Raw genomic sequence first — 25,228 nt, 5'->3', positions numbered from 1 at the left:
GGCTCCGGTCACGGGCGCTCGACGTGCGCGCCGAGGTCGGCGAGTTTCGCCTCGAAGTCCTCGTAGCCCCGGTTGATCAGGTCGACGCCGTACACCCGGGAGGTGCCCTCGGCGGCGAGCGCGGCGATCAGGTGGCTGAACCCGGCGCGCAGGTCCGGGATGACCAGGTCGGCGGCGTGCAGCTTGCTCGGGCCCGCGATCACCGCGGAGTGCTTGAAGTTGCGCCGGCCGAAGCGGCACGGGGTGCCGCCCAGGCAGTCCCGGTAGACCTGGATGTTCGCGCCCATCGAGTTGAGCGCCTCGGTGTAGCCGAGCCGCTGCTCGTAGACCGTCTCGTGGACGATCGACAGACCCCGGGCCTGGGTCAGCGCGACGACCAGCGGCTGCTGCCAGTCGGTCATGAAGCCGGGGTGCACGTCGGTCTCCAGCGCGGTGGCGTGCAGCTCGCCGCCCGGGTGCCAGAACCGGATACCGCCCTCCTGGCCGAGGTCGCCCAACCGGGGCGGACGGGTGTCGGTCACCTCGTACTCGCCGCCGACGGAGCGGAAGACGTTCAGGAAGGTCATCATGTCGGCCTGCTGCGCGCCGAGCACCTCGACGTGACCCCGGGTGGCCAGCGCCGCCGCCGCCCAGCTCGCCGCCTCGATCCGGTCCGGGATCGGTCGGTGGGTGTAGCCGTGCAGCTTCGGCACGCCCTGGATCTCGATCACCCGGTCGGTGTGCACCTTGATGATCGCGCCCATCTTCTGGAGCACGCAGATCAGGTCGATGATCTCCGGCTCCACCGCCGCGTTCCGCAGCTCGGTGACCCCCTCGGCCATCACCGCGGTCAGCAGCACCTGCTCGGTCGCGCCCACGCTCGGGTACGGCAGCGCGAACTTCGTGCCGTGCAGGCCGTTCGGCGCGGACAGGTGCAGCCCCTCCGGGGTCTTCTCGACCGTCGCGCCGAACTCGCGCAGCGCCTGGAGGTGGAAGTCGATCGGCCGGGGGCCGATGTGGCAGCCGCCCAGGTCCGGGATGAAGGCGTGGCCGAGGCGGTGCAGCAGCGGGCCGCAGAACAGGATCGGGATGCGGCTCGACCCGGCGTGCACGTTGATCTGGTCGGTGCTCGCGCTCTCCACGTTCGCGGGGTCGAAGACCAGCTCGCCGTCTTCCTGGCCGTCGCTGACCTTCACGCCGTGCAGGCCGAGCAGACCCCGGACCACCTCGACGTCCCGGATCTTCGGTACGTCGAACAGTCGGCTCGGGCTGTCGCCGAGCAGGGCGGCGACCATCGCCTTGGAGACCAGGTTCTTCGCGCCGCGCACGCGGATCCGCCCTTCCAGCGGAGTTCCTCCGTGTACGACCAGGACGTCGTTGGTCAACGCAACCTCCAGCGCGTCGGTGCTGCCGTGTGGGGTGATTGAGGGGCCGGCGACTCGTCGCTACCCGGACGGCGGCCGGTGGTAAACGGCTCGCTCAGTCGTCGCACGGGCAGCATAGCCCTCGGTGACGAGAATGACTCGGGCAGACCGCATCGGATGCCGTGAAAGGGTGACGGGGGTACGTATCAGCACCCCACCGGTCACCGGCGGTCGTCAGGACCCGGGCAGGGCCAGCATCTGGTCCAGGGCCGCCCGGGCGTGGTGGGTGGTGTCCGGATCGACGGTGATCTGGTTCACCACCCGGCCGGCGACCAGCTCCTCCAGCGCCCACACCAGGTGCGGCAGGTCGATCCGGTTCATCGTCGAGCAGTAGCAGACCGCCTTGTCGAGGAACATGATCTGCTTGTCCGGGTGGGCCAGCGCGAGCCGGCGGACCAGGTTCAGCTCGGTGCCCACCGCCCAGGCAGAGCCGGCCGGGGCCGCCTCGATGGTCCGGATGATGTACTCGGTCGAGCCCACCTGGTCGGCGGCGTTGACCACCTCGTGCCGGCACTCCGGGTGCACCAGCACGTTGACCCCCGGCACCCGCTGCCGTACGTCGTTGACGCTGTCCAGGGTGAAACGGCCGTGCACCGAGCAGTGCCCCCGCCACAGGATCATCCGTGCGTCACGGAGCTGCTCGGGGGTGAGCCCGCCGTTCGGCTTGTGCGGGTCGTAGAGCACGCAGTCGTCCAGCGAGAAGCCCATCTCCAGCACGGCGGTGTTGCGGCCCAGGTGCTGGTCGGGCAGGAAGAGCACCTTCGAGCCCTGCTCGTACGCCCAGTCCAGGGCCCGCTTGGCGTTCGACGACGTGCAGACCACCCCGCCGTTGCGGCCGACGAAGCCCTTGATGTCGGCCGAGGAGTTCATGTACGTCACCGGGACCGTGTCGGCGGCGACACCCAGCTCGGTCAGCACGTCCCAGGCGGTCTCCACCTGGGAGAGCACCGCCATGTCCGCCATCGAGCAGCCGGCGGCCAGGTCGGGCAGGATCACCTTCTGGGCGTCCGACGTGAGGATGTCGGCGCTCTCCGCCATGAAGTGCACACCGCAGAAGACGATGTACTCGGCGTCCGGGCGGGCCGCCGCCTCCCGGGCCAGCTTGAACGAGTCGCCGGTCACGTCGGCGAACTGGATCACCTCGTCGCGCTGGTAGTGGTGACCCAGGACGAAGACCCGGTCGCCCAGCGCCGCCTTGGCCGCCGCCGCCCGGGACACCAGGTCGGGGTCGCTCGGCGCCGGCAGGTCGCCCGGACACTCCACGCCACGCTCGGTGACGGGATCACTGCCCCGGCCGAGGAGAAGCAGCGCCGTCGCGGTGTTGGAGGGTTCCACCCAGGTCGAAGTCACGACCCCATGGTCCCACAGCGTGGCCGTGGTGCAGCCTTCCCGGATGTGGGCTGCCACACTGCTGGGCATGCGTGTGCTGCTCTGTCCGGACAAGTTCGCCGGCACCCTGCCGGCCCAGGAGGTGGCCCACGCGGTGGCCACCGGCTGGCGCGAGGTCGCCCAGGGTGACGAACTCCTCATCCGGCCCCTCGCCGACGGTGGGCCCGGCTTCGTCGCGGTTCTCGCCGACGCGCTCGGCGGCCGGCGGATACCGGTGCCGACGGTCGACCCGCTGGGCCGCCCGGCCGCCGGGGAGATCCTGCTCACCGACGACGGGACCGCGTACCTGGAGAGCGCCCAGGCGTGCGGCCTGCACCTGCTCGCCCCGGACGAGCGCGATCCGAAGACCACCACCTCGTACGGGCTCGGGCTGCTGGTCACCGCAGCGGTGGAGCACGGCGCGCGGACCGTGGTGATCGGGCTGGGCGGTTCCGGCACCAACGACGCCGGTGCCGGGATGTTCGCCGCGCTCGGCGCGACCCCGCTGGACGACGCCGGCCGGGCGCTGCCGTACGGCGGAGCGGCGCTGGCCGCCGTCGCCGGCCTGGACGGCGTGCCCCGGCTGCGCGACGCCACCCTGGTCGCCGCCAGCGACGTGGACAACCCGCTGCTCGGGCTGCACGGGGCGAGCAACGTCTACGGCCCGCAGAAGGGGGCGACCCGCGAGGACGTGCTGCTGCTCGACGCGGCGCTGGAGCGTTTCGCCGGCGTACTGGAGAAGGACCTGCCGGGCTGCCCGACCAACCTCGGCGCGCTGCCCGGCGGTGGCGCGGCCGGTGGGCTCGGCGCGGCGGTGCTCGCCCTCGGCGGCCGGTGCGAGTCCGGCATCGGGCTGGTCACCCGGGCGATCGGCCTGGAGGCGGCGCTGGACGCGGTGGACCTGGTGATCACCGGAGAGGGCTCCTTCGACCACCAGTCGCTGCGCGGCAAGGTGGTCGCCGGGGTGGCCGGCGCGGCCCGGGACCGGGGCGTGCCCTGCGTGGTGGTGGCCGGCCGGGTCAGCACCGGCCGGCGGGAGGCCGCCTCGGCCGGGGTGACCGACACCCACAGCCTGGTGGAACACTTCGGGGGTGAGGAACACGGCGGGGTCGAGGCGGCGATGAGCCGCCCGGCGGAGGGACTCCGGGCGCTGGGCGCCCGACTGGCCGGACAGTGGAGCCGCTGACCGCCGGGTCCCGCACGGTGGCATCGGCTGCCGACCCACCGCCGGCTGGGCCGTACCGCCCCGGAGCGGCCTACAATCAGACCTGGACCACAGTGGGAATCACTGGACCGGCGAGGACGTTGGCCCGGAGAGACCACACCGACGCGCGCAGGGAGAATTCCACGTGACCACGCCAGCGCAGACCGACTCGACCGAGGCCAAGGCCCCCACGACCGTCGTCCTCACCGACGTCGCGGCGCAGAAGGTCAAGGCCCTGATCGAGCAGGAAGGCCGCGACGACCTGCGGCTCCGGGTCGCGGTGCAGCCGGGTGGCTGCTCCGGCCTGCGGTACCAGCTCTTCTTCGACGAGCGTTCCCTCGACGGGGACGTCGTCACGGACTTCGGTGGTGTCGAGGTCGTCGTCGACCGGATGAGCGCCCCGTACCTCACCGGCGCCACGATCGACTTCGCCGACCGGATCGACGCCCAGGGCTTCACCATCGACAACCCGAACGCGGGCAGCTCCTGCGCCTGCGGTGACTCGTTCAGCTGAGTCGCCCACCTCGGCCCGACGGCGGGGCCGCCCCTCTTCCGGGGTGGCTCCGCCGTTCTCGTACCGCCCCGTCACGGTTCCGCCCTGCTCGTGTCGGGTGGTAGCAGGGGCCCCCTGCAGTGCGAAAATCACCTGTAGGGGGCCCCTGCTACCACCCGGGCGCTCAAGCGCCGCTCGAAGGGCCATGTCCCGATCGGCGGGCCGGTGGAAAGATGATCGGGCCGGTAGGCTGACCGGCGCTCTGCTCCCCGACCGCGAGGGTTGACATGAAGATCGCCGTGACCGGCTCGATCGCGACCGACCACCTGATGAGCTTCCCCGGCCGGTTCGCCGACCAGCTCATCGCCGACCAGCTGGACAAGGTCTCGCTGTCCTTCCTCATCGACGACCTCATCGTCCGGCGTGGTGGTGTGGCCGCGAACATCGCCTTCGGGATGGCCCAGCTCGGGTTGAGCCCGGTGCTGGTCGGCGCGGTTGGCGCCGACTTCGCCGACTACCGCTCGTGGCTGGAGCGGCACGGTGTCGACTGTGACTCGGTGCACATCAGCGAGGTCGCGCACACCGCTCGTTTCGTCTGCACCACCGACACCGACATGTGCCAGATCGCCTCCTTCTACGCCGGGGCGATGAGCGAGGCCCGCAACATCGAGTTGGCCCCGGTCGCGCAGCGGGTCGGTCGCCTCGACCTGGTGCTGGTCGGCGCCAACGACCCCGAGGCGATGCTGCGTCACTCGGCCGAGTGCCGGGAGCGCGGCTACCACTTCGCCGCCGACCCCTCCCAGCAGCTCGCCCGGATGGACGGCAGCGACGTCGCCGGCCTGATCGACGGTGCCACCTACCTGCTCACCAACGAGTACGAGAAGTCGCTGCTGCAGAGCAAGGCCGGCCTCACCGACGCCCAACTGCTCGACCGGGTGACCATCCGGGTCACCACGCTCGGCAAGGACGGCGTGGAGATCGAGGGGCGGGATGTCCCGCGCATCCACGTGCCGGCCGTCCGGGACGTCCGCGAGGTCGACCCGACCGGCGTCGGTGACGGATTCCGCGGCGGCTTCTTCGCCGGCCTCTCCTGGAATCTGAGCCTGGAGCAGGCCGCCCAGGTCGGCTGCCTCTCCGCCGCGATGGTGCTGGAGAACCACGGCGCGCAGGAATACCAGATCCACCGGGACGCCTTCGTCAAGCGCCTCGCCGAGTCCTACGGCGACGCCGTCGCCGACGAGGTCCGCCCCCACCTGCTCGGCTGACCGCCGCCGCAGACGCACGCCGCTCCGGGCAGCCGCCGTGTGCCGGTGGCCGCCCGGAGCCGGGCGGCGACGGCGGCCGACCCGCTGAGTGACATCGGTCTCCCGTCGTCAGCGGGCCGCGCCGTTCAACCCGCGCTCAGCGGGTGCGGCGGACGTCGTAGCCCGGGCCGTCGACGGCGGCCACGAACTCCTGCCCGCGCATCCGACACCAGGCCGGGATGTCCACCGCCGCCGCCGGGTCGTCGGCGAGCACCCGCAGCACCGCGTCGACCGGGAGGTCCGGCAGGCGGCGGGCGAGCGCGATGACCGGCAGCGGGCAACGCTGCCCGAGACAGTCCAGCACCTCGTCCGGCCCAGTCGTCACGCCCTGCTCCGGCCCGCCCGTCGCCGCCTGCTCCGGCCTCGCGGTCGCGCCCTGTTCCGGCCCGGCGGCCGTGGCGCGTCGCGGGTCGTCCCCGGCGGGCTGTGTGGCGGTCACAGGCCCACCACCCCGGCCTCGGCGCGCAGGTCGGCGACGATTCCCGGCAGCTCGGACAGGAACCGTTCGACGTCCGCCTCGGTGGTCTCCCGGTGCAGGCTGATGCGGACGTTGCCGTGCGACAGCACCCCCATCGCCTCCAGCACGTGTGACGGTCGCAGCGTCGACGCGGTGCACGAGGAACCGGAGGAGACGGCGAAGCCGCGCCGGTCCAGCGCGTGCAGCAGCGCCTCGCCGTCCACGTAGAGGCAGGAGAAGGTGACCAGGTGGGGGAGCCGGTCCACCGGGTCGCCCACCACCTCGACGTCCGGCACCTCCGCCGCGACCCGGGCCCGGATCCGCTCCACCAGCGGCGTGAGCCGGGCGGCCTCGGCCGTCGCGTCGGCCGCCGCGGCGCGCAGGCTGGCCGCCGCCGCGACCACCGCCGGCAGGTTCAACGCCCCCGGCGTACGGCCGGACTCCCGCTCGTCGGCCGGCCAGGGCGACTCCCAGCGGGTGCCCTTGCGGACCACCAGCAGCCCCACGCCGGACGGGCCGCCCCACTTGTGGGCGCTGGCGGTCAGCACCGACCAGCCGGCGGGCACCGGCGCCCGGCCGACCACCTGGGCGGCGTCGACGTACAGCGGCACCCCCGCCCCGGCGCAGGCGGCGGCGGCCCCGGCGACCGGCTGCACGGTGCCCACCTCGTGGCTGGCCGCGATCAGGCTGGCCCACGCCACCCCGGGCGACCGGACCGCCGTCGCCCACGCGTCGAGGTCGAGCCGGCCCGACCGGTCGACCGGTACGGACACCGCCTGACCGCCGCCGGCGACGTGCCGCTCGGCGGCGTGCAGGACGGCGGAGTGTTCGATCGCCGAGTGCACCAGCACCCGGCCGACCCGCCGTCGGCCGGCCAGCCCGCCCAGTACCGCGCCGTGCGCCGCCGTGGTGCCGTTGGCGGTGAAGGAGAGCTCGTCGGGGCGTACCCCGAGGGTCTCGGCTGCCGCGGCCCGCGCGGCGTCGAGGAGTTGGCGGGCCCGGCGGGCGGACGTGTAGAGCCGACCGGGGTCGGCCCAGCCGTCGGCCAGGGCGGCGGCCAGCGCCTGTCTGGCCACCGGGTGCAACGGAGTGGCGGTGGCCGCGTCCAGGTAGACCGGGGGAGCGCTCACGGGTGCCAACGTAACGCGTGGGGGGTGTTCGCGATCCCTCGACCGGGGCGGACACGCGACCCCAGGGCATTCCGGTCCGTCATGGTCGAGTAATCTGCGACCGTCGGTGACGCCTTTGCCGCCGGTGCTGTCAATCCGCCGGCCGGGCCGGCGGAACCGGGTCAGACACCGCGGCGCGCTAGGGAGGCAGGACCAGGTGGTCGCAAGGAGTTCGGAGGTACGGCCGACGGCCGTACGGCACAGCACTTCCCCGGGAGCCGGTGGGCGCCGGGGACGGGGTGCCGGGCGGCTCGCCGGTCTCGGTCTCGGCGCAGGGGCGACTCTGGTCCTGCTGACGGGTTGTGACGTCGGTGCGGCGTTCGACGGTTTCGGCTGGCCGCAGGGCGGCATCTCGGCCGAGTCCCGGCGGATGTACGACCTCTGGATCGCGTCCTGCATCGCGGCGCTCGCGGTCGGGGTCTTCGTCTGGGGCCTGATCTTCTGGTGCATCGTCCGGTACCGCAAGCGCGGCAACGAGCTGCCCGTGCAGACCCGGTTCAACATGCCGATGGAGTTCCTCTACACGATCGCGCCGATCCTGATCGTCTCGGTGCTCTTCTACTACACCGCGGTCGTGCAGACCGACGTGGAGAAGCGCACGGCGAACCCGGACGTGGTCGTCGAGATCGTCGCCTTCAAGTGGAACTGGCAGTTCAACTACCGGGACGGCCTGGGCAAGGACGCGAACACCGTCGCGTCGGTCCTCGGCACCAGCGAGGTCATCCCGGTGCTGGTGCTGCCGACCAACCGGTCCATCCGGTTCGAGGAGACCAGCAAGGACGTCATCCACTCCTTCTGGGTGCCGGAGCTGCTCTTCAAGCGGGACGTCTTCCCCGGCAAGATCCGCAACGAGTTCGAGATCTCCGAACTGGTGGCCGAGGGCGCGTACGTGGGCCGTTGCGCCGAGCTGTGCGGTAGCTACCACGCCTTCATGAACTTCGAGCTGCGGGTCGTGTCGCCGCAGGAGTACGACCAGTTCCTCGCCGCGAAGCGGGACGGCCGGTCGACCCAGGAGGCGCTCCAGTCCATCGGCGAGGAGCCGTACGCGACGACCACCCGGCCCTTCGAGACCCGGCGCACCGAGAGCAACTTCAACAACGCGGCCGGCACGCCGGCCGGCGCGGGACGCTGAGGGGGCCGGCATGAGGACCGAGTGGAAGATCTTCTCCATCATCGCGGTGTTCCTGCTCGCCGTCAGCGTCCTCTACGGCGTCTGGACGTTCGGTGACACCGGTCATGTCGAGTGGGTCGGCACCGTCGCCCTGCTGCTGTCGTTCGGGCTCTGCGCGATGTGCGGCGGGTTCTTCTGGTTCGTCGCCCGCCGGATCGACCTGCGTCCGGAGGACCGCGCTGACGGTGAGATCGCCGACGGCGCCGGCGAGGTCGGCTTCTTCAGCCCCGGCAGCTACTGGCCGTTCGGCCTGGCGCTCGCCGCCGCCGTCACCGGCTTCGGCCTGGTGATCTGGCAGTACTGGCTGATCGCCCTGGGCCTGGTGGCGGTCGCCCTGGCCACTTCCGGTCTGCTCTTCGAGTACTACACCGGCACCCGGCGCACCGCCGAGCACTGACCGGCGTCGTCCGACCACGACGAGGGCCGCCTCCCGAAGGGGAGGCGGCCCTCCGTCGTGTGGACGGTCCGACCGGGCGGGACGACCCTCGCGGGACGGGACGGGGACGGGGCCGCGCCGACGTGCCGGGTCAGGCGGCCCTACGGTGTCCGCGCGGCACCGGTCGGCGGTCGGCCAGCCGGGCGGGAGCGAACCGGAAGGTGGCGATCAGCACCGCCGCGCCGCACCCGGTGCAGCTCAGCTCGGGGCAGTCCGCCCCGTGCCCGTCCGCGCAGGGCGGGACCTCGAACAGTTGGACGCCCCGGCAGCTGTCGCAGTACAGCTCGCGCTCCGACACGGGCGTCTCCTCTCTGTGCGGGCTGCCGGCGGGGCGGGCCTCCGGTCGACCCGGACGGCGCGTGCCGGCACCTGGACCACCTGGCACCCGTGCACACCTGGCACCCGTGGACCAGCGGCACCTGTGGACCAGCGGCACCTGTGACCGCCCGGCACGGCAGCAGCGAAAACTACTCGGCTGTAGTTTGGCACGCGGGCCCGACAACCTGGTCAGAAGCCCGGCCGGGGAGCCGTCGGTTCCCGCCGCTCAGACCGAGCGGGCCACCTCGATCCAGCGGTCGAGGGCCCGCGCCGCCGCGCCGGAGTCGATCGACTCGGCGGCCCGGTCCAGCCCGGCCCGGACGGCGGTCAGCAGGTCGCCGTCGAGCGGCCCCTGGGTGGCGAGCGCGGCGGCGGCGTTGACCAGCACGGCGTCGCGTACCGGGCCCCGCTCGCCGGCGAGCAGCCGCCGGACGACATCGGCGTTGTACGCCGCGTCAGCGCCGCGGAGGTCGGCCAGGGTGGCCCGGGGTACCCCGAGGTCGGTCGCGTCGAGCAGCGCCTCTCTGACGGTGCCCTGCTGGGCCACCCAGAAGCGGGTGGGGGCGGCGGTGCTGAACTCGTCCAGCCCGTCCTCGCCCCGCATCACCAGGGCCGAGTCGCCCCGGGCGGCGAAGACGGCGGCCATCACCGGCGCCATCCGCAGGTCGAAGCAGCCGACCGCCCCGGCGCGCGGCCGGGCCGGGTTGGTCAGCGGACCGAGGAAGTTGAAGAAGGTGGGCACGCCGATCTCGCGGCGGACCGGGCCGGCGTGCCGCATGCCCGGGTGGAACCGGGCGGCGAAGCAGAAGCCGATGCCGGCCTCGGTGACGCAGCGGGTGACCCCGGCCGGGTCGAGGTCCAGCGGGACGCCGAGGAACTCCAGCACGTCGGCGGTGCCGCAGGAGGAGGAGGCCGCCCGGTTGCCGTGTTTGACCACCCGGACCCCGGCCCCGGCCACCACCAGCGCTGCCATGGTCGAGATGTTGACCGTGTGGGCGAGGTCACCGCCGGTGCCGACCACGTCGAGGGCGCTGGCCCGGACGTCCTCGGGCAGGTCGACGGGGACGGCGTTGCCGAGCATCGCCTCGACCAGGCCGGCCAGCTCGGTCGGGCTCTCGCCCTTGGCCCGCAGGCCCACCGCGAAGGCGGCGATCTGGATCGGTGTGGCCGCGCCCGTCATGATCTCGCCCATCGCCCACGCGGTGTCGACGGTGGGGAGTTCCTCACCGCGCAGCAGCGCGGCGAGCAGGTGCGGCCAGGTCCGATCGCCCATGGTGGGCCTCCCGAGCAGGCGTGGGATGCGGGTGACGGCACCGGTGTCGACGGTGACGGACCGGGCCGGACGATCGCGGACCCGGGCGGGCCCGGACCGTGACGGTGGAGCGTCGCCTCAGGCGGCGCGGCCGGCGCCGGCGTGCCGACGCAGCAGCTCGGCGACGGTGGAACCGGTGGTCACCGGGTCCAGCGGGTGCACCAGGGTCGCGTCGACCTCGGCGTACGCGGCCAGCCAGCGGTCGGCGGCGCGGGCGATCACGACGCAGGTCGGGGGAGCGTCGGCCCGGTCGTCCTTGACCTGGCGGGCGATGCCGATACCCCCGGCCGGGGTCGCCTCGCCGTCGAGCATCATCAGGTCGATCTCGTAGTCGTCGACCAGCCGGATGCACTCGGCGTAGCTGGCCGCCTCGGTGAACTCGACGCGCAGGTCGGCGGCGGGACGGGTGCCCACGGCGAGCCGCATCCGGTCACGCACCTGCGGGTCGTCGCTGTAGAGCAGGACGGTGTAAAGACGATCGCTCATCGCTGGCTTGGCTCCCACGTCGTAGCTGCTCGCTGATCGTACCGGTCGGGTCGGGCCGGTCGGCGTCGGTGCCCGCGGCGGCCCGGCACCGGCTCAGGCCGGGGTGCCGGCGGCGCGTTGCCGGGCCTCCTGGCGGTCCAGGTCGCGGTCGATCCGACGGGCCTCCCGCTCGGACTGGCGGACCCACTGCACCACCAGCACCGCCAGCATGGTGATGCTGACGAACTCGCCGCCGGCCCAGACGATGCCACCGGCCACCACCTGGTCGTCCCACGGGTCCGACCAGGCGAGGTTCAGCGACGGGTACCAGTCGCCGCCGAACAGCGTGCTGCTCTGCATGATGGTGAGCCCGAGCACGGTGTGGAACGGCACCGACAGCAGCATCAGCAGCGCCCGGCCCGGGTACGGCCAGCGGTTCGGGATCGGGTCGAGGCCGAGCATCGGCCAGAAGAACACGCAGCCGGTCATGATGAAGTGCGCGTGCACCACCTCGTGCGCCCAGGCGTGCTCCAGGGTGTACCGGTAGAGGTCGGTGAAGTAGAGCACGAACGGGTTCACCACGAAGATCGTGAAGGCGACCAGCGGGAATGTGTAGACCCGGGCGACCCGGCTGTGCACCACCGCCACCAGCCGCTGGCGCGGGCCCTTGGGCAGGGTGCGCAGCGCGAGGGTGACCGGGGCGCCGAGCGCGAGGAAGATCGGCGCGATCATGGAGAGCACCATGTGCTGCACCATGTGCACCGAGAAGAGCGCGGTGTCGTACGCGTGCAGTCCGCTGACCGTGACCGAGGCGATGCCGCCCAGCCCCGGCCCGAGGAAGAACACCGTCCGGGCGACCGGCCACCGGTCGCCGCGCATCCGTAGCCGGTGCACGCCGTAGAGGTAGAGACCGGCGGCCAGGACCAGACCGACCGCCAGCCAGGAGTCCAGCCGGGTCTCGGTGAACACCCGGGTGATCTCGAACGGCGGCGGCGGCTCGGCGGCGAGCACGGGTCCCGCTCCGGCGGCCGGGGCGGCGGTCATGATCGGATCGAGGTACCACACGCTTTTCAGGCTAGGCCAGGCGAACCGGACGCCCTCCGTCGGCCCGCCGGAACGACCGTTATGCCACCCCGATGCTCGCCGGGCCTGATCGGGCGCAATAATGACGGCGTGACTGCGGCCCCAGCCATTGACAAGAGCCGGATCCATTCCCTGACCCGACCCAACATGGTCAGTGTCGGGACGATCGTCTGGCTCTCCAGCGAGCTCATGTTCTTCGCGGCGCTGTTCGCGATGTACTTCTCCATCCGCGCGGCGGCGCCGGAGCAGTGGGAGAAGCACACCGAGGTGTTGAACATCCCGTACGCGACGACCTTCACGCTGATTCTGGTGGCGTCCTCGGTGACCTGCCAGCTCGGCGTCTTCGCCGCGGAGAAGGGCGACGTGCACGCGCTCCGGCGCTGGTTCACGATCACCTTCGTGATGGGCCTGATCTTCGTCCTCGGTCAGCTCAACGAGTACCGCGAGCTGGTCCACCACGGCGTCAAGATCAACGCGGACGGGTACGGGTCGATGTTCTACCTGACCACCGGGTTCCACGGCCTGCACGTGACCGGCGGTCTGGTGGCCTTCATCATCTTCATGATCCGCACCACCATGGGTCGGTTCACCCCGGCCCAGGCCACGTCGGCGATCGTCGTGTCGTACTACTGGCACTTCGTCGACGTCGTGTGGATCGGGCTCTACTTCATGATCTACTGGCTTCAGTGATCTTGGCGCCGCGCGCCGCTCCGTCCCCGAGACACAAGGTCCAACCGGTTAAGGACACAGGTCATGACTTCTGACAACGACCGCCGACGCGGCCTGCTCGCGCGGCTGCGCCGCCAGCGGTCCGTGGCACCCAGCAGGGGCCGCCGCCGGCTGGGTGCCGCAGTCCGGCTGATCGCCGCGCTCATGCTGGCCGGCGGTGCCTACGCCGTCTTCGCCCCCGGCGCCCAGGCGCAGGACAACCCGCCGCTCACCGGTGCCGCAGCCGAGGGCAAGGCGCTGTTCGACGTGAGCTGCGTGAGCTGCCACGGCCGCAACGCGCAGGGCGTCGAGGGGCGCGGGCCGAGCCTCATCGGTGTCGGCGCGGCCTCGGTCGAGTTCCAGGTCAGCTCGGGCCGGATGCCGATGGCCCGGCAGGAGGCCCAGGCGGAGCGGAAGACCCCGGTCTTCACCGACGAGCAGACCCGCCAGCTCGCCCAGTACATCCAGGAGCTCGGTGGCGGCCCGGAGGTCCCCGAGGGGGACCTGCGCGCGGACGCCAACCTCTCCACCGGCGGTGAGCTGTTCCGGATCAACTGCTCGCAGTGCCACGCCTTCGGCGGTGGCGGGGGCGCGCTCTCCTCCGGGAAGTACGCGCCGAGCCTCCACCCCGCCACGGACCGGCAGATCTACGCCGCCATGCTGAGCGGTCCGCAGAACATGCCGGTGTTCGGCGACAACCAGATCACCCCGGAGCAGAAGGCGGACATCATCGCCTACATCCAGGAGACCCTGAAGGACGACCGGGACCCGGGCGGGTTCAACCTCGGCCGCTACGGTCCCTCCACCGAGGGCGTGGCGATCTTCCTGGTCGGCGTCGTCGCGCTCGTCTTCGCCAGCCTGTGGATTGCGGGCAAGTCGTGACCGAGCGAATCGTCGGATTCAGCGCCGCGGTGCCCACGCTCGGCACCGCCCGTAGCGAGGTGACGGCATGAGCACGCACACCGAGAAGTCGGCCCGGGAGCCGATCGACCTGGACGACCCGGAGCTGACCCGGTTCGACGTCGTCCAGGAGGGGCTGCGCCGGGACGACATCGAGATCGTCCACTACGAGCCGCAGTTCGTCCCGGGCAGCAAGGCCGAGCGCCGCACCACCCGCCTGGTCGCCTCCTTCTTCCTGCTGACCGGGTTCGCCGCGACCGCCTTCCTGGTCGTCTACATCTGGTGGCCCTGGCAGTACGAGCCGGGTCACGGCGGGGACAAGTACTACACTCCGCTGCTCGGCCTGACGCTCGGCGTGGCCCTGCTCGGCATCGGCTTCGGCATCCTCACCTGGGGCAAGAAGCTGCTGCCCAAGGAGGTCGCCATCCAGGACCGGCACGAGGGCGAGGTGGACCAGGAGGGTCGCAAGATCACCGGGCAGACCATGCTCTTCGTCGCCGACGAGCTGGGCGTGAAGCGTCGTCCGCTGCTGGGCATCTCGCTGCTGGCCGGCCTCGCGCCGGTCGGCGCGGTCGCCGCCGCGCCGCTGGTCGGTGGCCTGATCAAGCAGCCGCACGAGAACAACCAGATGTTCACCACCGGCTTCACGCCGGGCGAGGGTGGCGAGCGGATCCGGCTGGTCCGCGAGGACGGCCGGCCGGTCCGTCCGGCGGACATCAGCGCCGGCGGCCAGATCACCGTCTTCCCCGGTATCGAGCACGGGGTGAGCAACAAGCACGCCGACTCGGTGACCCTGCTGATCCACCTGCGGGAGTCCGACGCCGTCGAGGCGCGTGCGGCCAACGACCGGGTCGGCCACAACGACTACATGTGGGGCAACTACGCCGCGTACTCCAAGATCTGCACGCACGCGGGCTGCCCGGCCAGCCTCTACGAGCAGCAGACCAACCGGCTGCTCTGCCCCTGCCACCAGTCGCAGTTCCTGATCACCGACAACGCCCGCCCCATCTTCGGTCCGGCCAGCCGCCGCCTGCCGCAGCTGCCGATCGAGGTGGACGACGAGGGCTTCTTCGTGGCAAAGTCCGACTACACCGAGACCGTCGGGCCCGACTTCTGGGAGCGGCCATGAAGCGCCGAAAGTTTGACATGGCAGCGGTGCCGGGAAAGGCCGCTGCCGGAGTTGACGACCGGTTCGGCGTGTCGACCCCGCTGCGTCGGGTGCTCAACAAGGTCTTCCCCGACCACTGGTCCTTCCTCCTGGGCGAGATCGCGCTCTTCTCGTTCGTCGTCCTGCTGCTGACCGGTGTCTTCCTGACCTTCTTCTTCGAGCCCGCGCTCACCGAGGTCGTCTACAACGGCAGCTACGCGCCGCTGCGCGGTACGCCGATGACAGCGGCCTACGCCTCCACGCTGGACATCTCGTTCGACGTCCGGGGCGGCCTGATCATGCGGCAGATGCACCACTGGTCCGCCCTGCTGTTCATGGCCGCGATCGTGGTGCACATGCTCCGGGTCTTCTTCACCGGCGCGTTCCGCAAGCCGCGCGAGACCAACTGGATCATCGGCTCGCTGCTCTTCTGGGTGGGCTTCCTGGCCGGCTTCACCGGCTACTCGCTCCCGGACGACGGCCTCTCCGGCACCGGTCTGCGGATCGCCTCGGCGATCATGCTCTCCATCCCGGTGATCGGCTCCTGGGTCACCTCGTCGATCTTCGGTGGCGAGTTCCCCGGTGACATCATCATCAGCCGGTTCTACATCGCCCACGTGCTGCTGATCCCCGGCCTGCTGGTGGCGCTGATCGGCGCCCACGTCGGCCTGGTCTTCAAGCAGAAGCACACCCAGTGGCCGGGCCCCGGCCGGACCAACGACAACGTGGTCGGCGAGCGGATGTTCCCGCGCTACGCGCTCAAGCAGGGCGGCTTCTTCATGGTCGTCTTCGGCGTCATCGCGCTGATGGGCGGTCTGTTCCAGATCAACCCGATCTGGCTGTTCGGCCCGTACGAGGCATGGGTGGTGTCGGCGGCGAGCCAGCCCGACTGGTACGTCATGTTCCTCGACGGCTCGACCCGACTGATGCCCGCCTGGGAGATCAACATCCCGATCGGCGACGGCTACGTCATCCCACCGCTGTTCTGGCCGACGGTGGTGCTACCCGGCATCCTGGTGGGGCTGTCGATGCTCTATCCGTTCGTCGAGGCCCGCCAGCTCAAGGACTACCGGGCGCACAACCTGCTCCAGCGCCCCCGGGACGTCCCGCACCGCACCGGCCTGGGCGCGATGGCCATCGCCTTCTACCTCGTCCTGACGCTCTCCGGCGCCAACGACGTGATCGCGGACAAGTTCCTGATCAGCCTGAACGCGATGACCTGGGCCGGTCGGATCGGCCTGCTGATCCTGCCGCCGCTGGCGTACTACGTCACGTACCGGATCTGTCTCGGTCTCCAGCAGCACGACCGCGAGGTTCTCGCGCACGGCGTGGAGACCGGCATCATCCGGCGGCTGCCGGACGGCCGGTTCGAGGAGGTCCACCAGCCGCTCAGTGCGGTGGACGGCCACGGCCACGGCGAGCTGGAGTACGTCGGCTGGGTGGTGCCGAAGAAGATGAACCGGCTCGGCGCGCTGGGCCCGGCCATCAAGGGCTTCTTCTACCCGATCGAGAAGCCGGTCGAGGCGCCGGTCTCCCCGGGGCACCCGCCCGTGGAGGCCCGCCCCGAGCGGGAGGAGATCGGCAGCGGCCCGAGCCGCCACTGATCGCCCGACCGACCGCAGCACCCGTGGCGCCCGCCGGATCACCGGCGGGCGCCACGCCCGTTTCCGCCCCGGCCCGTCGGCCCTGCGGTGTCGGGGGTTAAACCCGGCCAGCCGGGTATCCGTGCGGTCCAACGACCACGGGGAGGGAACATGTTGGGTATCAAACGGCTCGGGGTGGTGGCCGCCCTGACGCTGGTCGGGCTGGCGCCGGCCGCCGCAGCGCAGGCGCAGGCCCAGCCGTCGACCCAGGACCGGCAGTACCTGCAGGCGATCCACCAGGTGAACCTGGCCGAGATCGTCACCGGTGAGCTGGCCCAGCAGAAGGGGCAGAACCAGGGCGTCAAGGATCTGGGCGCCAAGTTCGTGACCGACCACACCCAGCTCGACCAGACCGTGCAGGACACGGCGAAGCAGCTCGGGGTGGACCTGCCGACCGAGCCGACCGCCGACCAGCAGGCCGTGGTGGACCAGCTGAACAACGTCAACGGTGCCGAGTTCGACCGGCAGTGGGTGACCGCCGAACTGGCCGGGCACGTCCAGGCCATCCAGGCCACCCAGACGGAGATCTCGCAGGGCTCCGAGCAGTCGGTGGTCCAGCTGGCCCAGGACGCCCTGCCGGTGCTCCAGGCGCACTACGACGAGTTGGTGACGCTGGCCGAGGAACTGGGCGTGCCGGTGCCGCAGGCCAGCGCCAGCGGCACCTCGGGGCCGGGTGGCAGCGGGACGCCCGCGCCGACCCCGTCGGTGACCGGACCGGGCTCGCCGACCGCCCCGGGCGGTACGGCCACCACGCCGGCTCCGGGCGGCACCACCGGCCCGGGTCAGGGCGGCGTCACCGAGTCGCCGGCCCCGACCGGTAGCTGATCACCGCGCGTGCGCCGGTCCACCTCCGGGTGGGCCGGCGCACGCGCGTCCGCCGGAGATCCGGTGCCGGCCACGGACCGGTGGGCTGTGCCGCGCCCTCCCCGACCGGACGACCGGCCCGGAGTGGCCTCAGTCGGCGTTGGCCAGTCCGATCGCGAACGCCTCCTCCAGATCGTGCTGGGAGTACGCCCGGAAGGCGATGTGCGACTCGGTGTTGATCACCCCGGGGACCTTGGAGATACGGCCGGCGATCACCTGGGCGATCTGCTCGAACTCGCGTACCCGGACCATGGCGATGAGGTCCACGTGACCGGCCACCGAGTAGACCTCGCTGACCCCGGGCAGGGCGGCCAGCGCTTCGGCCACCTCGGGGATCGCGTCGGTGGCGCAGTCGATCAGCACGATGGCGGTGATCACGGGCGATCTCTCCGTTCGTCGACGTCAGGCCCATGCTAGTGGCTGGCAGGTTCCCGGACTCCGCCAGCCGGGCGACGACCTCGTCCCGCCGGTACCGCAGCGTGCTGACGTGGTAGCAGGGGACCCCTGCACGGCAAAAAGTGGTAACAGGGGACCCCTGCTACCACGAACCGGTGGCGACGGTGAGGTCGTCGGCGGCGCGGATCACCCCGTGCAGCCGCTCGTCGGGGTGGACGGTCGCGCCGGGCCAGACCACCGAGCCGGTCACCGTGCCGGCCACCACCGCGTCCGCGCCGACCACCGTCCGTTCGCAGTGGCCGGTCACCGTGGCGGCCGGGTCGATCAGGTTGCCGTCCCCGGCGGCGTGCAGGTTCGCGGCGAGGTAGTCACCGGGGGTTCCGGTGTCGTAGAAGGTGCCGGGAAAGGGCACCACCTCCAGCGCCCCGGCTGCCTCGGCCGGGCGCCAGGCGCTCCGGACCAGGTCGCCGAAGGTCGGCGGCAGGTCGCGGACCCGCCGCCAGGGCAGCAGGGAGAAACCGACGAACCGGTGGCCGCTGAAGGTGCCCGGCTCACGGGGGTCGGGCGCCGGCTGGCCGAGCAGGCGGACGGTCTCGCCGTCCCAGCCGTCGAGCAGGGCGGCGATGTCCGGACCGGGTGCGGCGTGCGGGTCGGCCAGGTAGGCGTCGGCGTTGCCGACCAGTACGCCCCGACCGGCGATCCAGTCCCGCAGGTTGCCGATCCCGCCGGCCGTACCGAGGGGATCACCCGGCTCGACCGAGAGGTGCGCGCGGGAGCCGACCCGGTCGACCACCTGCCCGCCGAGATAGCAGGCGTTCACCGCCACCCGGTCCGGGCCGGTCAGGTCGAGGCCGGCGACCCGGGCCAGGGCCCGGTCCAGCAGCGTCACGTTGCCCACCGGGCAGAGCGCCTTGGGCACGTGTTCGGTCAGCGGGCGCAGCCGGGTGCCCTCCCCGGCGGCGAGCACCACCGCGCAGATCTCTCCGGTGGTGGGCGCGCCGCGGGTCTCGCCGGAGGGGGTCACGCCGTGGGCCGCCCGTCCGGCGGCTCCTGGCCGTCCGGCGGGTCCTGGTCCTCCGGCGGGTCCTGGTCCTCCGGTGGGCGCTGGTCGGCGAGCGGCCCGATGCCGTAGAGCCCGAGCAGCCGGGCGGTGGCCCGGCTCAGCCGGGGCAGGTCGTCCAGCGGGTGCCAGGCGGCCTCGAAGACCTCCGCGCCGTCGACCACCAGCTCGGTCCGTGACGCCGGCACCTCCGCCTCGAAGACCACGTCCACCCAGCCGAGGGCGTGCACCACGGCGTTCGGCACGGCGGGACGCAACCGGTCGGGGGAGAGGCGGACCCCGGACTCCTCGGCCAGCTCGCGGGCCGCGCCCACCACCGGGGCCTCACCCCGGCGCAGCAGCCCGGCGGGGAGGCTCCAGCTGTGGCCGGGGGGCTGGCGCAGCAGCAGGAGGCGACCCGCGCCGTCCGCCTCGGAGTCCCGGACCAGGGTGACCGCGCCGACGATGTACTTCGGCACGGTCATCCGGACCAGCCGCCGGCGCAGGGACACCGGCAGGCGGTAGAAGGTCCGGTAGACGACGGCCCGAACGACCGCTCGGGAGCGGGGGATCATGACCCCAGGTTAGTGGCCCGGGTGCGGTGGCCGGGTCACCGGGGGAGAGAATCCCTCACTGTCGGTGGTCGACCAGGTCGATGAGCTGCGTGACCACGGCGTCCGGGTCGAGCACCCGGTCGAAGACGGCGACCAGCATCGTCTCCAGGTCGGGGTAGCCCAGTTCCTCGGAGAGCCGCAGCAGCGGCAGGTCGCTGGCCAGGCCCCGGTCGTGTCGGCGTAGCGCCAGCCCGATGGTGGCCCGGCCCAGGCGGACCTTGTCGGCGATCGAGATGCCCGGTTCCGTGTGCTCGGCGAACCACCGGTTGATCTGCATCTGGGCGTGCGGCGACTTGACGAAGTCCAGCCACTCGCGGCGGGGCCCCCGGGGGGCGGCCAACGCGTCGAAGCCGTGGTCGTCGGTCTCGGTGAAGATCTCCACCACGTCGCCCTCGTCCAGTTCGGACGACAGCGGCGCGAGCCGACCGTTGATCTTCGCGGCGAGACATCGGTCGCCCCGCTCGGTGCCCAGCTCGTACGCCAGGTCGACCGGCGTGGCCCCGGCCGGCAGCACGACCTGCCGCCCGTCGGCGAAGACCTGGATCTGGGCCTCGGCGAGGTCGCAGCGCAGCGAGTGGAGGAACTGGTTCGGGTCGGGGGCGTCCTGCTCCCAGTCGAGCACCCGGCGCAGCCAGTCCAGCTGCCGGGCGCGTACCGCCGTCCCGTCGGTGCGGGGGAAGCGGAAGTCGGCGGCGACGCCGTACTCGGCCAGGCGGTGCATCTCCTCGGTGCGGATCAGCACCTCGACCGTGCGGTCCTGCGGGCCGCGCACGGTGGTGTGCAGCGAACGGTAGAGGTTGTTCTTCGGGGAGGCGATGAAGTCCTTGAACCGGCCCGGCACCGGCCGCCAGAGCCCGTGCACCGCGCCGAGCGCCGCGTAACAGTCGGTGGCCGGGCCGTCCACCACGATCGCGATCCGGGGCAGGTCGAACGGGACGGTGTGGCCCCGGGCCACGGTGTCCTTCCAGATCGAGTAGAGGTGACGCGGGCGGGGGGCGACGGTCGCGTCCACCTTGCTGCGGCGCAGCGCCACCCGGGTCCGGGCGACCACCTCGCGCAGGTACGCGTCCCAGCCCGGCCGGTCGTGCAGGTGACGTTGGATGCGGGTGTGCTCCTCCGGCTGGAGGTGCAGCAGCACCACGTCGTCCAGCTCCCGTTTGAGGGCCTGGATGCCCAGCCGGTCGCAGAGCGGCACCAGCACGTCGAGGGTCTTGGTGGCGATCCGGTTGCGGGAGGCCGCCGAGCGGACGCCGAGGGTGCGCATGTTGTGCAGCCGGTCGGCCAGCTTGATGATGAGCACCCGGACGTCCTTGCCGGCCGCGATGATCATCTTGCGGGTGGTCTCCGCCTCCGCGGCCTTGCCGTAGAACGCCTTGTCGAACTTGGTGACGCCGTCGACGAGGTGCGCCACCTCGGGACCGAAGTCCTCGGCGAGCGCCTGGAGGGTGTAGCGGGTGTCCTCCACGGTGTCGTGCAGCAGCGCGGCGACCAGGGTGGTGGTGTCCATGCCGAGGTCGGCGCAGATCTCCGCGACCGCCAGCGGGTGGGTGATGTACGGCTCGCCGCTCTTGCGGAACTGGCCGCGGTGCATGTTCTCCGCGATCGAGTACGCCTTGCGCAGCACCGCCGTGTCGGCGCTGGGGTGGATGCCGCGGTGCGCCCGGACCAGCGGGTTGACCGGGTCGTTGTCGGTGGTCGGCCAGGAGAGCAGGGACCGCAGTCGGCGGGCCAGCGGCAGCTCGCCGGCGGGTGTGGGAAGGGCGCCCCCCAGGGCGGCGCCGTGTCCGGCGTCGACGTCCACCTGGGACACCTCCTCACCCCGGCCCCACGGCCGCCGGCGTCCGGCAACCGGGAGCAGGCCCACGAATCGGGCAGGACTGCACTTCTCTAACAGCCTATGTGAGGTGACGTCATCCGATCGGTCACTTGCTCATGGGCTTTCGGTCGATAGTTGGGCCGACACCGCCTGATCTGCCTTCGCCAGCAGGGCTCGGAACCGGGCCGCACCGGCCACCGGGGAGGACCAACCGGCGGAGGACTCCACCAGCCTGGTCTCCGGTCGTTCCAACCAGGACAGGATGCGTTCGGTCTCCTCGGCGGTGGCCGCGGGGACCGGACCGTGCCCGGGGGAGACCGTCTCGGCAGTGGCCCGGATCACCTGCAACGTCGGTCGCGGGTGGACGCCCGGCGGGGAGACCCCGGCTCCGGCGAGCCGACCGTGCCGCACCAGGGCCAGCTGCCAGCCGCCGCCGGGGGCGGGGTGCGCGGCGGCCAGCTCGGCGATCCGGGTCAGGCCGGCCAGCCGCTGCATCCGTACGGTCGCCCGGAGCACCGCCGCCAGCCGCGAGCGGACCACCGCCGCCTCCTCGTACCGCTGTGCCCCGGAGAGCGCCTCGATCCGGGCCAGCAGCGCGTCCACCACCGGCTGCGGGTCGGCGGCGGTGGCGGAGCGGAACGGTGCCGCCGCGCGGTGGTCGTACTCCTCGGGGGTGATCCGGTGCTCGCAGGGCGCCGGACAGCGGCCCAGCTCGGCCAGCGCGCAGGCCGGTGTCACGGTGCGCAGCGACAGCCGGTGGGTGCACTGACGCAGCGGCAGCGCGTCGTGGAACCCCGCCGCCGCCAGCTCCGCCGCCCGGCGGGAGCCGAACGGACCCAGGTAGGCCAGGTCGGCCGGGCCGATCTCCCGGACCACCGACAGGCGCGGGTACGGCCCGTCGGTGAGCTTGAGCCAGAGCATCCGCTCGGGGAACTTCGACCGTCGGTTGTACGGCGGGGCGTGCGCGGCGATCAGCCGCAGCTCACGCACCTCGGCCTCCAGCGGGTGGGCGCACTCGACCGCCTCCACCCGTTCGGCGGCGGCCAGCATCTCCGACATCCGGGCCCGCTTCTCGGCGGCGGTGAAGTAGCTGCGTACCCGGGTGGCGATGTCGCCGGAGGTGCCGACGTAGAGCGGCCGGTCGTCGGCGGCGCGGAAGACGTAGACCCCGGGGGCCTTGGGTAGCCCGTCGGCGAGGTAGCGCTTGCGGCGCTGGGTGGGGGTGACGGCCCGGGCGAACTCGATCGCCTCGCCCAGGGTGTGCACCCGGTGCCCGCCGAGCCGGCCGATCAGCCCGTGCAGCACGTCCACCGTCGCCCGGGCGTCGTCCAGCGCCCGGTGGTTCGGCTGGGTGGCGGTGCGGAAGTACGCGGCGAGGGTGCCCAGCTTGCGGTTGGGCACCTCGTCGCGGGTGAGCACCCGGCGGGCTAGCGCGGCGGTGTCGAGCACCCGGGGGTTGGGCCAGCGGTGGCCGTGCTTCGCGCAGGCGGCCTTGAGGAACCCCACGTCGTAGGGCGCGTTGTGGGCGACCAGCACCGCGTCGGCGAGGAACTCCAGGAAGCTCGGCAGCACCGCCTCGATCGGGGGCGCCGGCAGCAGCATCGCCTCGGTGATGCCGGTGAGCACGGTGATGAACGGGGGAATCGGCTGCCCGGGGTTGACCAGGGTGCCGAGCACGCCCAGCTCCTCGCCGCCCCGGACCTTCACCGCGCCGATCTCGGTGATCCCGCCGCCGTCCGGCGCCCCGCCGGTGGTCTCCAGGTCGACCACGACGAAGGTCACCGCGTGCAGCGGGAGGTCGGGATCCGTCCCCCCGCCGGCCGGACCCAGCCCGGCCAGCGTCTCCTGCACGTATTCCCCTGCGGTCACGCCTCGGCACGGTAGTGCCCTGGTCCGACACTCCCGCAACACGTGCCCCGGGCGTTACCACGCGACTAGGATGAGAGATCGGCTCACTCACCGGGCGGTGGGCCCGCTCGCGGTGGGAGACTTGCCACATGCCCCTCATCGAGCCGTACGACGACCACACCCCCGACCCGGGGACGGTCGCCACGGGGCTCGACGCCGCCGGTGGCGGCGAAGACACGGCTGCGCCCGTCCCGGAGGCGGGGGGTGCCGAACCCGAGCCGGGAAGTGTGGAACCGGAGCCGGGAGGTGCGGAACCCGAGCCGGTGCTGCCCGAGCCGGTCCGGCAGCGGATCGTCACGCTGACCGCGGCGGTGCTGCCCGGCCTGCCGGCCGACGAGGTCCCGGTGCCGCTGCGCCGGGTGGCCAAGTTCGCCCCCAACCGGCGGGCCCGGCTCGGTGCGCCGGCCATCGCCGCCCAGCTCACCGCCGACCCGCTGTTCCGGCAGCGGGTCACCGCCCGGGTGCTCGCCGACGCCGGTGACCTCGGTGCCGCCGTGGTCGAGGGGACGGCCCCGGCCGCCGCCGACCCGGTCGAGGTGGCCGCGCTGGCGTATCTCGCCCGGCCGGCGGGCTGGCGTGACCTGGTCGACGCCAGCGGCGCGGCGGTACGCGCCGAGGCGGACAGCGCGGTCGTCGCCGAACTGGTCCGCGAGGCCGAACAGCGGGCCACCCGGGCCGAACACGACCGGGCCGTGGCCCGGGTGGAGGCGGAGAAGCTCCGCGACGAGCTGGCCCGGGTCCGCGACGAGCTGGGCCAGCTCCGTGAGGAGCACCGGGTGCTGGCCCGTACGCTGCGGGAGATCCAGTCCCGGGAACGCCGGGCCAACGAGCTGCTCGCCACCGAACGGGGCCGGGCCACCCGGGCCGCCGCGGACGCCGACGCCGAGCTGCGCCGGGTCCGGACCCGGCTGGCCGAGGCGGAGGCCGTCGCCGGGGTCGCCCGCGCCAGCGCCAAGGAGGCCCGGTCGGTCGACGACGCGAAGCTCTGGCTGCTGCTGGAGACGATCGGCCAGGCGGCCGTCGGCCTGCGCCGGGAACTGGCCCTGGACCCGGTGGACCGGCTCCCCGCCGACTTCGTCGCCGACGCCTTCGCCGACCAGCCCACCGCCGCCCCGGCCGGCCCGTCCGCCCGGGCCCGGGACACCGACGACCCGGCCCGGCTGGACCAGCTGCTCGCCCTGCCCAAGGCGCACCTGGTGGTGGACGGTTACAACGTGACCAAGCGCGGGTTCGGCGAGATGTCCCTGGAGCAGCAGCGCAAGCGGCTGATCACCGGGCTGGGCGGGATCGCCGCGCAGACCGGGGACGAGGTGACCGTGGTCTTCGACGGCGCGGAGCGGATGCACGGGCTGCCGCCGACGCCGCGTGGGGTGCGGGTGCTCTTCTCCCGTAAGGGGGAGACCGCCGACGAGTTGATCCGCCGGCTGGTCCGGGCCGAGCCGCCGGGGCGTCCGGTGGTGGTGGTTTCCTCCGACCGGGAGGTCGCCGACGGCGTCCGGCGGCACGGGGCCTACCCCCTCGGCGCGGACGCGCTGCTGCGCCGCCTGGCCCGCTCCTGAACGACCGGCGCGGAACCTGTCGTACCCCGGGAGTAGCGTCGGGGTGACCGACGGTGTTCGGGTGTCGTGCGGGCGGTTGGCCGTGAAGGTTCGCCCGTGTGGCGGTGGCCCGGGCGCCGCACCGCATCGCTTCGGGAGGAAGCCATGCTCATCGACTGCGCCAGATGCGAGATCCGGGGCCGTGGCTGTGCCGACTGCCTGGTCACCGTGCTGCTCGACACGCCGGGACAGGTCGCCGGGCTCGGTGCCGCCGAGCAGCACGCGGTCGAGGTCCTCGCCCGCGCCGGCTTCGAGGTCGAGGTCCTCGCGGTGACCGTCCCGGCCCCGTCCGTCCGTCCGTTCCGCGCCGCGTAGCATCGCCCGCGCCCCGGCCGGATCGACCCGTCCGGGCCACTTTCGACCGAGATCTCCGCCCGCTCCGGCCGGGCCCTAGGATGGGCGGTCACGGGGA

Annotated in this window: 25 protein-coding genes; 12 read left to right on the top strand and 13 right to left on the bottom strand. The window is 72.6% G+C overall.

All coding sequences use genetic code 11. The annotated features are described in order from the left end of the window. Positions 1–8 precede the first annotated feature (8 nt). Positions 9–1,364 (bottom strand): UDP-N-acetylglucosamine 1-carboxyvinyltransferase, encoded by a 1,356-nt coding sequence (gene murA, locus QSK20_RS02190; RefSeq protein WP_088982810.1) that lies wholly within the window; start codon positions 1,362–1,364, stop codon positions 9–11. A gap of 213 nt (positions 1,365–1,577) precedes the next feature. Beyond that, a complete protein-coding gene (gene nadA / locus QSK20_RS02185) occupies positions 1,578–2,753 on the bottom strand; it encodes a quinolinate synthase NadA (protein WP_285786836.1) in 1,176 nt (391 codons plus the stop codon). Between the two features lie 43 nt (positions 2,754–2,796). Here nadA and QSK20_RS02180 point away from each other — a divergent pair, with 43 nt between their 5' ends. The 3 genes from QSK20_RS02180 (at position 2,797) to QSK20_RS02170 (ending at position 5,733) form a co-directional block, all read left to right on the top strand. Further along, positions 2,797–3,957 carry a glycerate kinase family protein gene (locus QSK20_RS02180; protein WP_285786835.1) on the top strand — a complete coding sequence of 387 codons (1,161 nt, stop codon included), beginning with the start codon at positions 2,797–2,799 and terminating at the stop codon, positions 3,955–3,957. Positions 3,958–4,120: 163 nt separating this feature from the next. Continuing rightward, on the top strand, positions 4,121–4,489 hold the full coding sequence (gene erpA / locus QSK20_RS02175) for an iron-sulfur cluster insertion protein ErpA (protein ID WP_088982811.1): 369 nt from the start codon (positions 4,121–4,123) through the stop codon (positions 4,487–4,489). 266 nt (positions 4,490–4,755) lie between these two features. Continuing rightward, complete coding sequence (locus QSK20_RS02170; protein ID WP_285786834.1) at positions 4,756–5,733, top strand: carbohydrate kinase family protein; 978 nt, start codon at positions 4,756–4,758, stop codon at positions 5,731–5,733. Positions 5,734–5,869: 136 nt separating this feature from the next. On the opposite strand, the gene QSK20_RS02165 is transcribed toward QSK20_RS02170, so the two are convergent. Then, positions 5,870–6,097 (bottom strand): sulfurtransferase TusA family protein, encoded by a 228-nt coding sequence (locus tag QSK20_RS02165; protein ID WP_285787189.1) that lies wholly within the window; start codon positions 6,095–6,097, stop codon positions 5,870–5,872. A 110-nt stretch (positions 6,098–6,207) separates the two neighbouring features. Then, entirely contained in the window at positions 6,208–7,359 is a 1,152-nt protein-coding gene (locus QSK20_RS02160) for a cysteine desulfurase family protein (protein WP_285786833.1), read from the bottom strand. A gap of 196 nt (positions 7,360–7,555) precedes the next feature. Here QSK20_RS02160 and ctaC point away from each other — a divergent pair, with 196 nt between their 5' ends. Next, a complete protein-coding gene (ctaC, locus tag QSK20_RS02155; protein WP_285786832.1) occupies positions 7,556–8,530 on the top strand; it encodes an aa3-type cytochrome oxidase subunit II in 975 nt (324 codons plus the stop codon). 10 nt (positions 8,531–8,540) lie between these two features. Beyond that, positions 8,541–8,966, top strand: a complete 426-nt coding sequence (locus QSK20_RS02150; RefSeq protein ID WP_285786831.1) for a cytochrome c oxidase subunit 4 — start codon at positions 8,541–8,543, stop codon at positions 8,964–8,966. A 130-nt stretch (positions 8,967–9,096) separates the two neighbouring features. Here the strand turns inward: QSK20_RS02150 and QSK20_RS02145 are convergent, their stop codons facing one another. The 4 genes from QSK20_RS02145 to QSK20_RS02130 form a co-directional block, all read right to left on the bottom strand. Beyond that, on the bottom strand, positions 9,097–9,303 hold the full coding sequence (locus QSK20_RS02145) for a hypothetical protein (protein WP_285786830.1): 207 nt from the start codon (positions 9,301–9,303) through the stop codon (positions 9,097–9,099). A 246-nt stretch (positions 9,304–9,549) separates the two neighbouring features. Continuing rightward, positions 9,550–10,596, bottom strand: coding sequence for an anthranilate phosphoribosyltransferase (trpD, locus tag QSK20_RS02140; protein ID WP_285786829.1), 1,047 nt, complete (start codon positions 10,594–10,596; stop codon positions 9,550–9,552). A gap of 117 nt (positions 10,597–10,713) precedes the next feature. Continuing rightward, positions 10,714–11,121 (bottom strand): hypothetical protein, encoded by a 408-nt coding sequence (locus QSK20_RS02135; RefSeq protein ID WP_145836323.1) that lies wholly within the window; start codon positions 11,119–11,121, stop codon positions 10,714–10,716. A 93-nt stretch (positions 11,122–11,214) separates the two neighbouring features. Continuing rightward, positions 11,215–12,144 (bottom strand): cytochrome c oxidase assembly protein, encoded by a 930-nt coding sequence (locus tag QSK20_RS02130; RefSeq protein WP_285787188.1) that lies wholly within the window; start codon positions 12,142–12,144, stop codon positions 11,215–11,217. 129 nt (positions 12,145–12,273) lie between these two features. On the opposite strand from QSK20_RS02130, the gene ctaE reads away from it, so the two are divergent. The 5 genes from ctaE to QSK20_RS02105 all read left to right on the top strand — a co-directional run bounded on the left by ctaE (position 12,274) and on the right by QSK20_RS02105 (position 17,406). Then, positions 12,274–12,873: an aa3-type cytochrome oxidase subunit III gene (ctaE, locus tag QSK20_RS02125; RefSeq protein ID WP_088982818.1), complete on the top strand. Its 600-nt coding sequence runs from the start codon at positions 12,274–12,276 to the stop codon at positions 12,871–12,873. A gap of 63 nt (positions 12,874–12,936) precedes the next feature. Next, positions 12,937–13,773, top strand: a complete 837-nt coding sequence (qcrC, locus tag QSK20_RS02120) for a cytochrome bc1 complex diheme cytochrome c subunit (RefSeq protein WP_285786828.1) — start codon at positions 12,937–12,939, stop codon at positions 13,771–13,773. A gap of 67 nt (positions 13,774–13,840) precedes the next feature. Beyond that, positions 13,841–14,920 (top strand): cytochrome bc1 complex Rieske iron-sulfur subunit, encoded by a 1,080-nt coding sequence (gene qcrA, locus QSK20_RS02115; RefSeq protein ID WP_285786827.1) that lies wholly within the window; start codon positions 13,841–13,843, stop codon positions 14,918–14,920. Further along, positions 14,917–16,542: a cytochrome bc1 complex cytochrome b subunit gene (qcrB, locus tag QSK20_RS02110; RefSeq protein ID WP_285786826.1), complete on the top strand. Its 1,626-nt coding sequence runs from the start codon at positions 14,917–14,919 to the stop codon at positions 16,540–16,542. The genes qcrA and qcrB overlap by 4 nt, the downstream gene beginning before the upstream one ends. A 150-nt stretch (positions 16,543–16,692) precedes the next feature. Further along, the gene (locus QSK20_RS02105; protein ID WP_285786825.1) at positions 16,693–17,406 is read left to right on the top strand and encodes a DUF4142 domain-containing protein; all 714 of its coding nucleotides are present in this window, start codon (positions 16,693–16,695) and stop codon (positions 17,404–17,406) included. A 129-nt stretch (positions 17,407–17,535) separates the two neighbouring features. Here the strand turns inward: QSK20_RS02105 and QSK20_RS02100 are convergent, their stop codons facing one another. The 5 genes from QSK20_RS02100 to QSK20_RS02080 all read right to left on the bottom strand — a co-directional run bounded on the left by QSK20_RS02100 (position 17,536) and on the right by QSK20_RS02080 (position 23,179). Next, positions 17,536–17,823 (bottom strand): Lrp/AsnC family transcriptional regulator, encoded by a 288-nt coding sequence (locus QSK20_RS02100; protein WP_088982823.1) that lies wholly within the window; start codon positions 17,821–17,823, stop codon positions 17,536–17,538. Between the two features lie 160 nt (positions 17,824–17,983). Continuing rightward, positions 17,984–18,865 (bottom strand): nucleotidyltransferase family protein, encoded by an 882-nt coding sequence (locus tag QSK20_RS02095; RefSeq protein WP_285786824.1) that lies wholly within the window; start codon positions 18,863–18,865, stop codon positions 17,984–17,986. Further along, positions 18,862–19,455: an NUDIX hydrolase gene (locus QSK20_RS02090; protein ID WP_285786823.1), complete on the bottom strand. Its 594-nt coding sequence runs from the start codon at positions 19,453–19,455 to the stop codon at positions 18,862–18,864. The genes QSK20_RS02095 and QSK20_RS02090 overlap by 4 nt, the downstream gene beginning before the upstream one ends. 55 nt (positions 19,456–19,510) lie before the next feature. Beyond that, positions 19,511–21,295, bottom strand: a complete 1,785-nt coding sequence (locus QSK20_RS02085; protein ID WP_285787187.1) for a RelA/SpoT family protein — start codon at positions 21,293–21,295, stop codon at positions 19,511–19,513. Positions 21,296–21,424: 129 nt separating this feature from the next. Beyond that, on the bottom strand, positions 21,425–23,179 hold the full coding sequence (locus QSK20_RS02080) for a DEDD exonuclease domain-containing protein (protein ID WP_285786822.1): 1,755 nt from the start codon (positions 23,177–23,179) through the stop codon (positions 21,425–21,427). A gap of 128 nt (positions 23,180–23,307) precedes the next feature. Here QSK20_RS02080 and QSK20_RS02075 point away from each other — a divergent pair, with 128 nt between their 5' ends. Both QSK20_RS02075 and QSK20_RS02070 read left to right on the top strand, forming a co-directional pair. After that, positions 23,308–24,777: an NYN domain-containing protein gene (locus QSK20_RS02075; protein ID WP_285786821.1), complete on the top strand. Its 1,470-nt coding sequence runs from the start codon at positions 23,308–23,310 to the stop codon at positions 24,775–24,777. Between the two features lie 144 nt (positions 24,778–24,921). Continuing rightward, on the top strand, positions 24,922–25,131 hold the full coding sequence (locus QSK20_RS02070) for a hypothetical protein (protein ID WP_285786820.1): 210 nt from the start codon (positions 24,922–24,924) through the stop codon (positions 25,129–25,131). Positions 25,132–25,228 lie beyond the last annotated feature (97 nt).

Origin of the sequence: Micromonospora sp. NBRC 101691 (assembly GCF_030269285.1) — a bacterium.
Classification (GTDB): Bacteria; Actinomycetota; Actinomycetes; order Mycobacteriales; family Micromonosporaceae; genus Micromonospora; species Micromonospora echinospora.
This window is presented reverse-complemented; position numbering and strand designations above follow the sequence as displayed.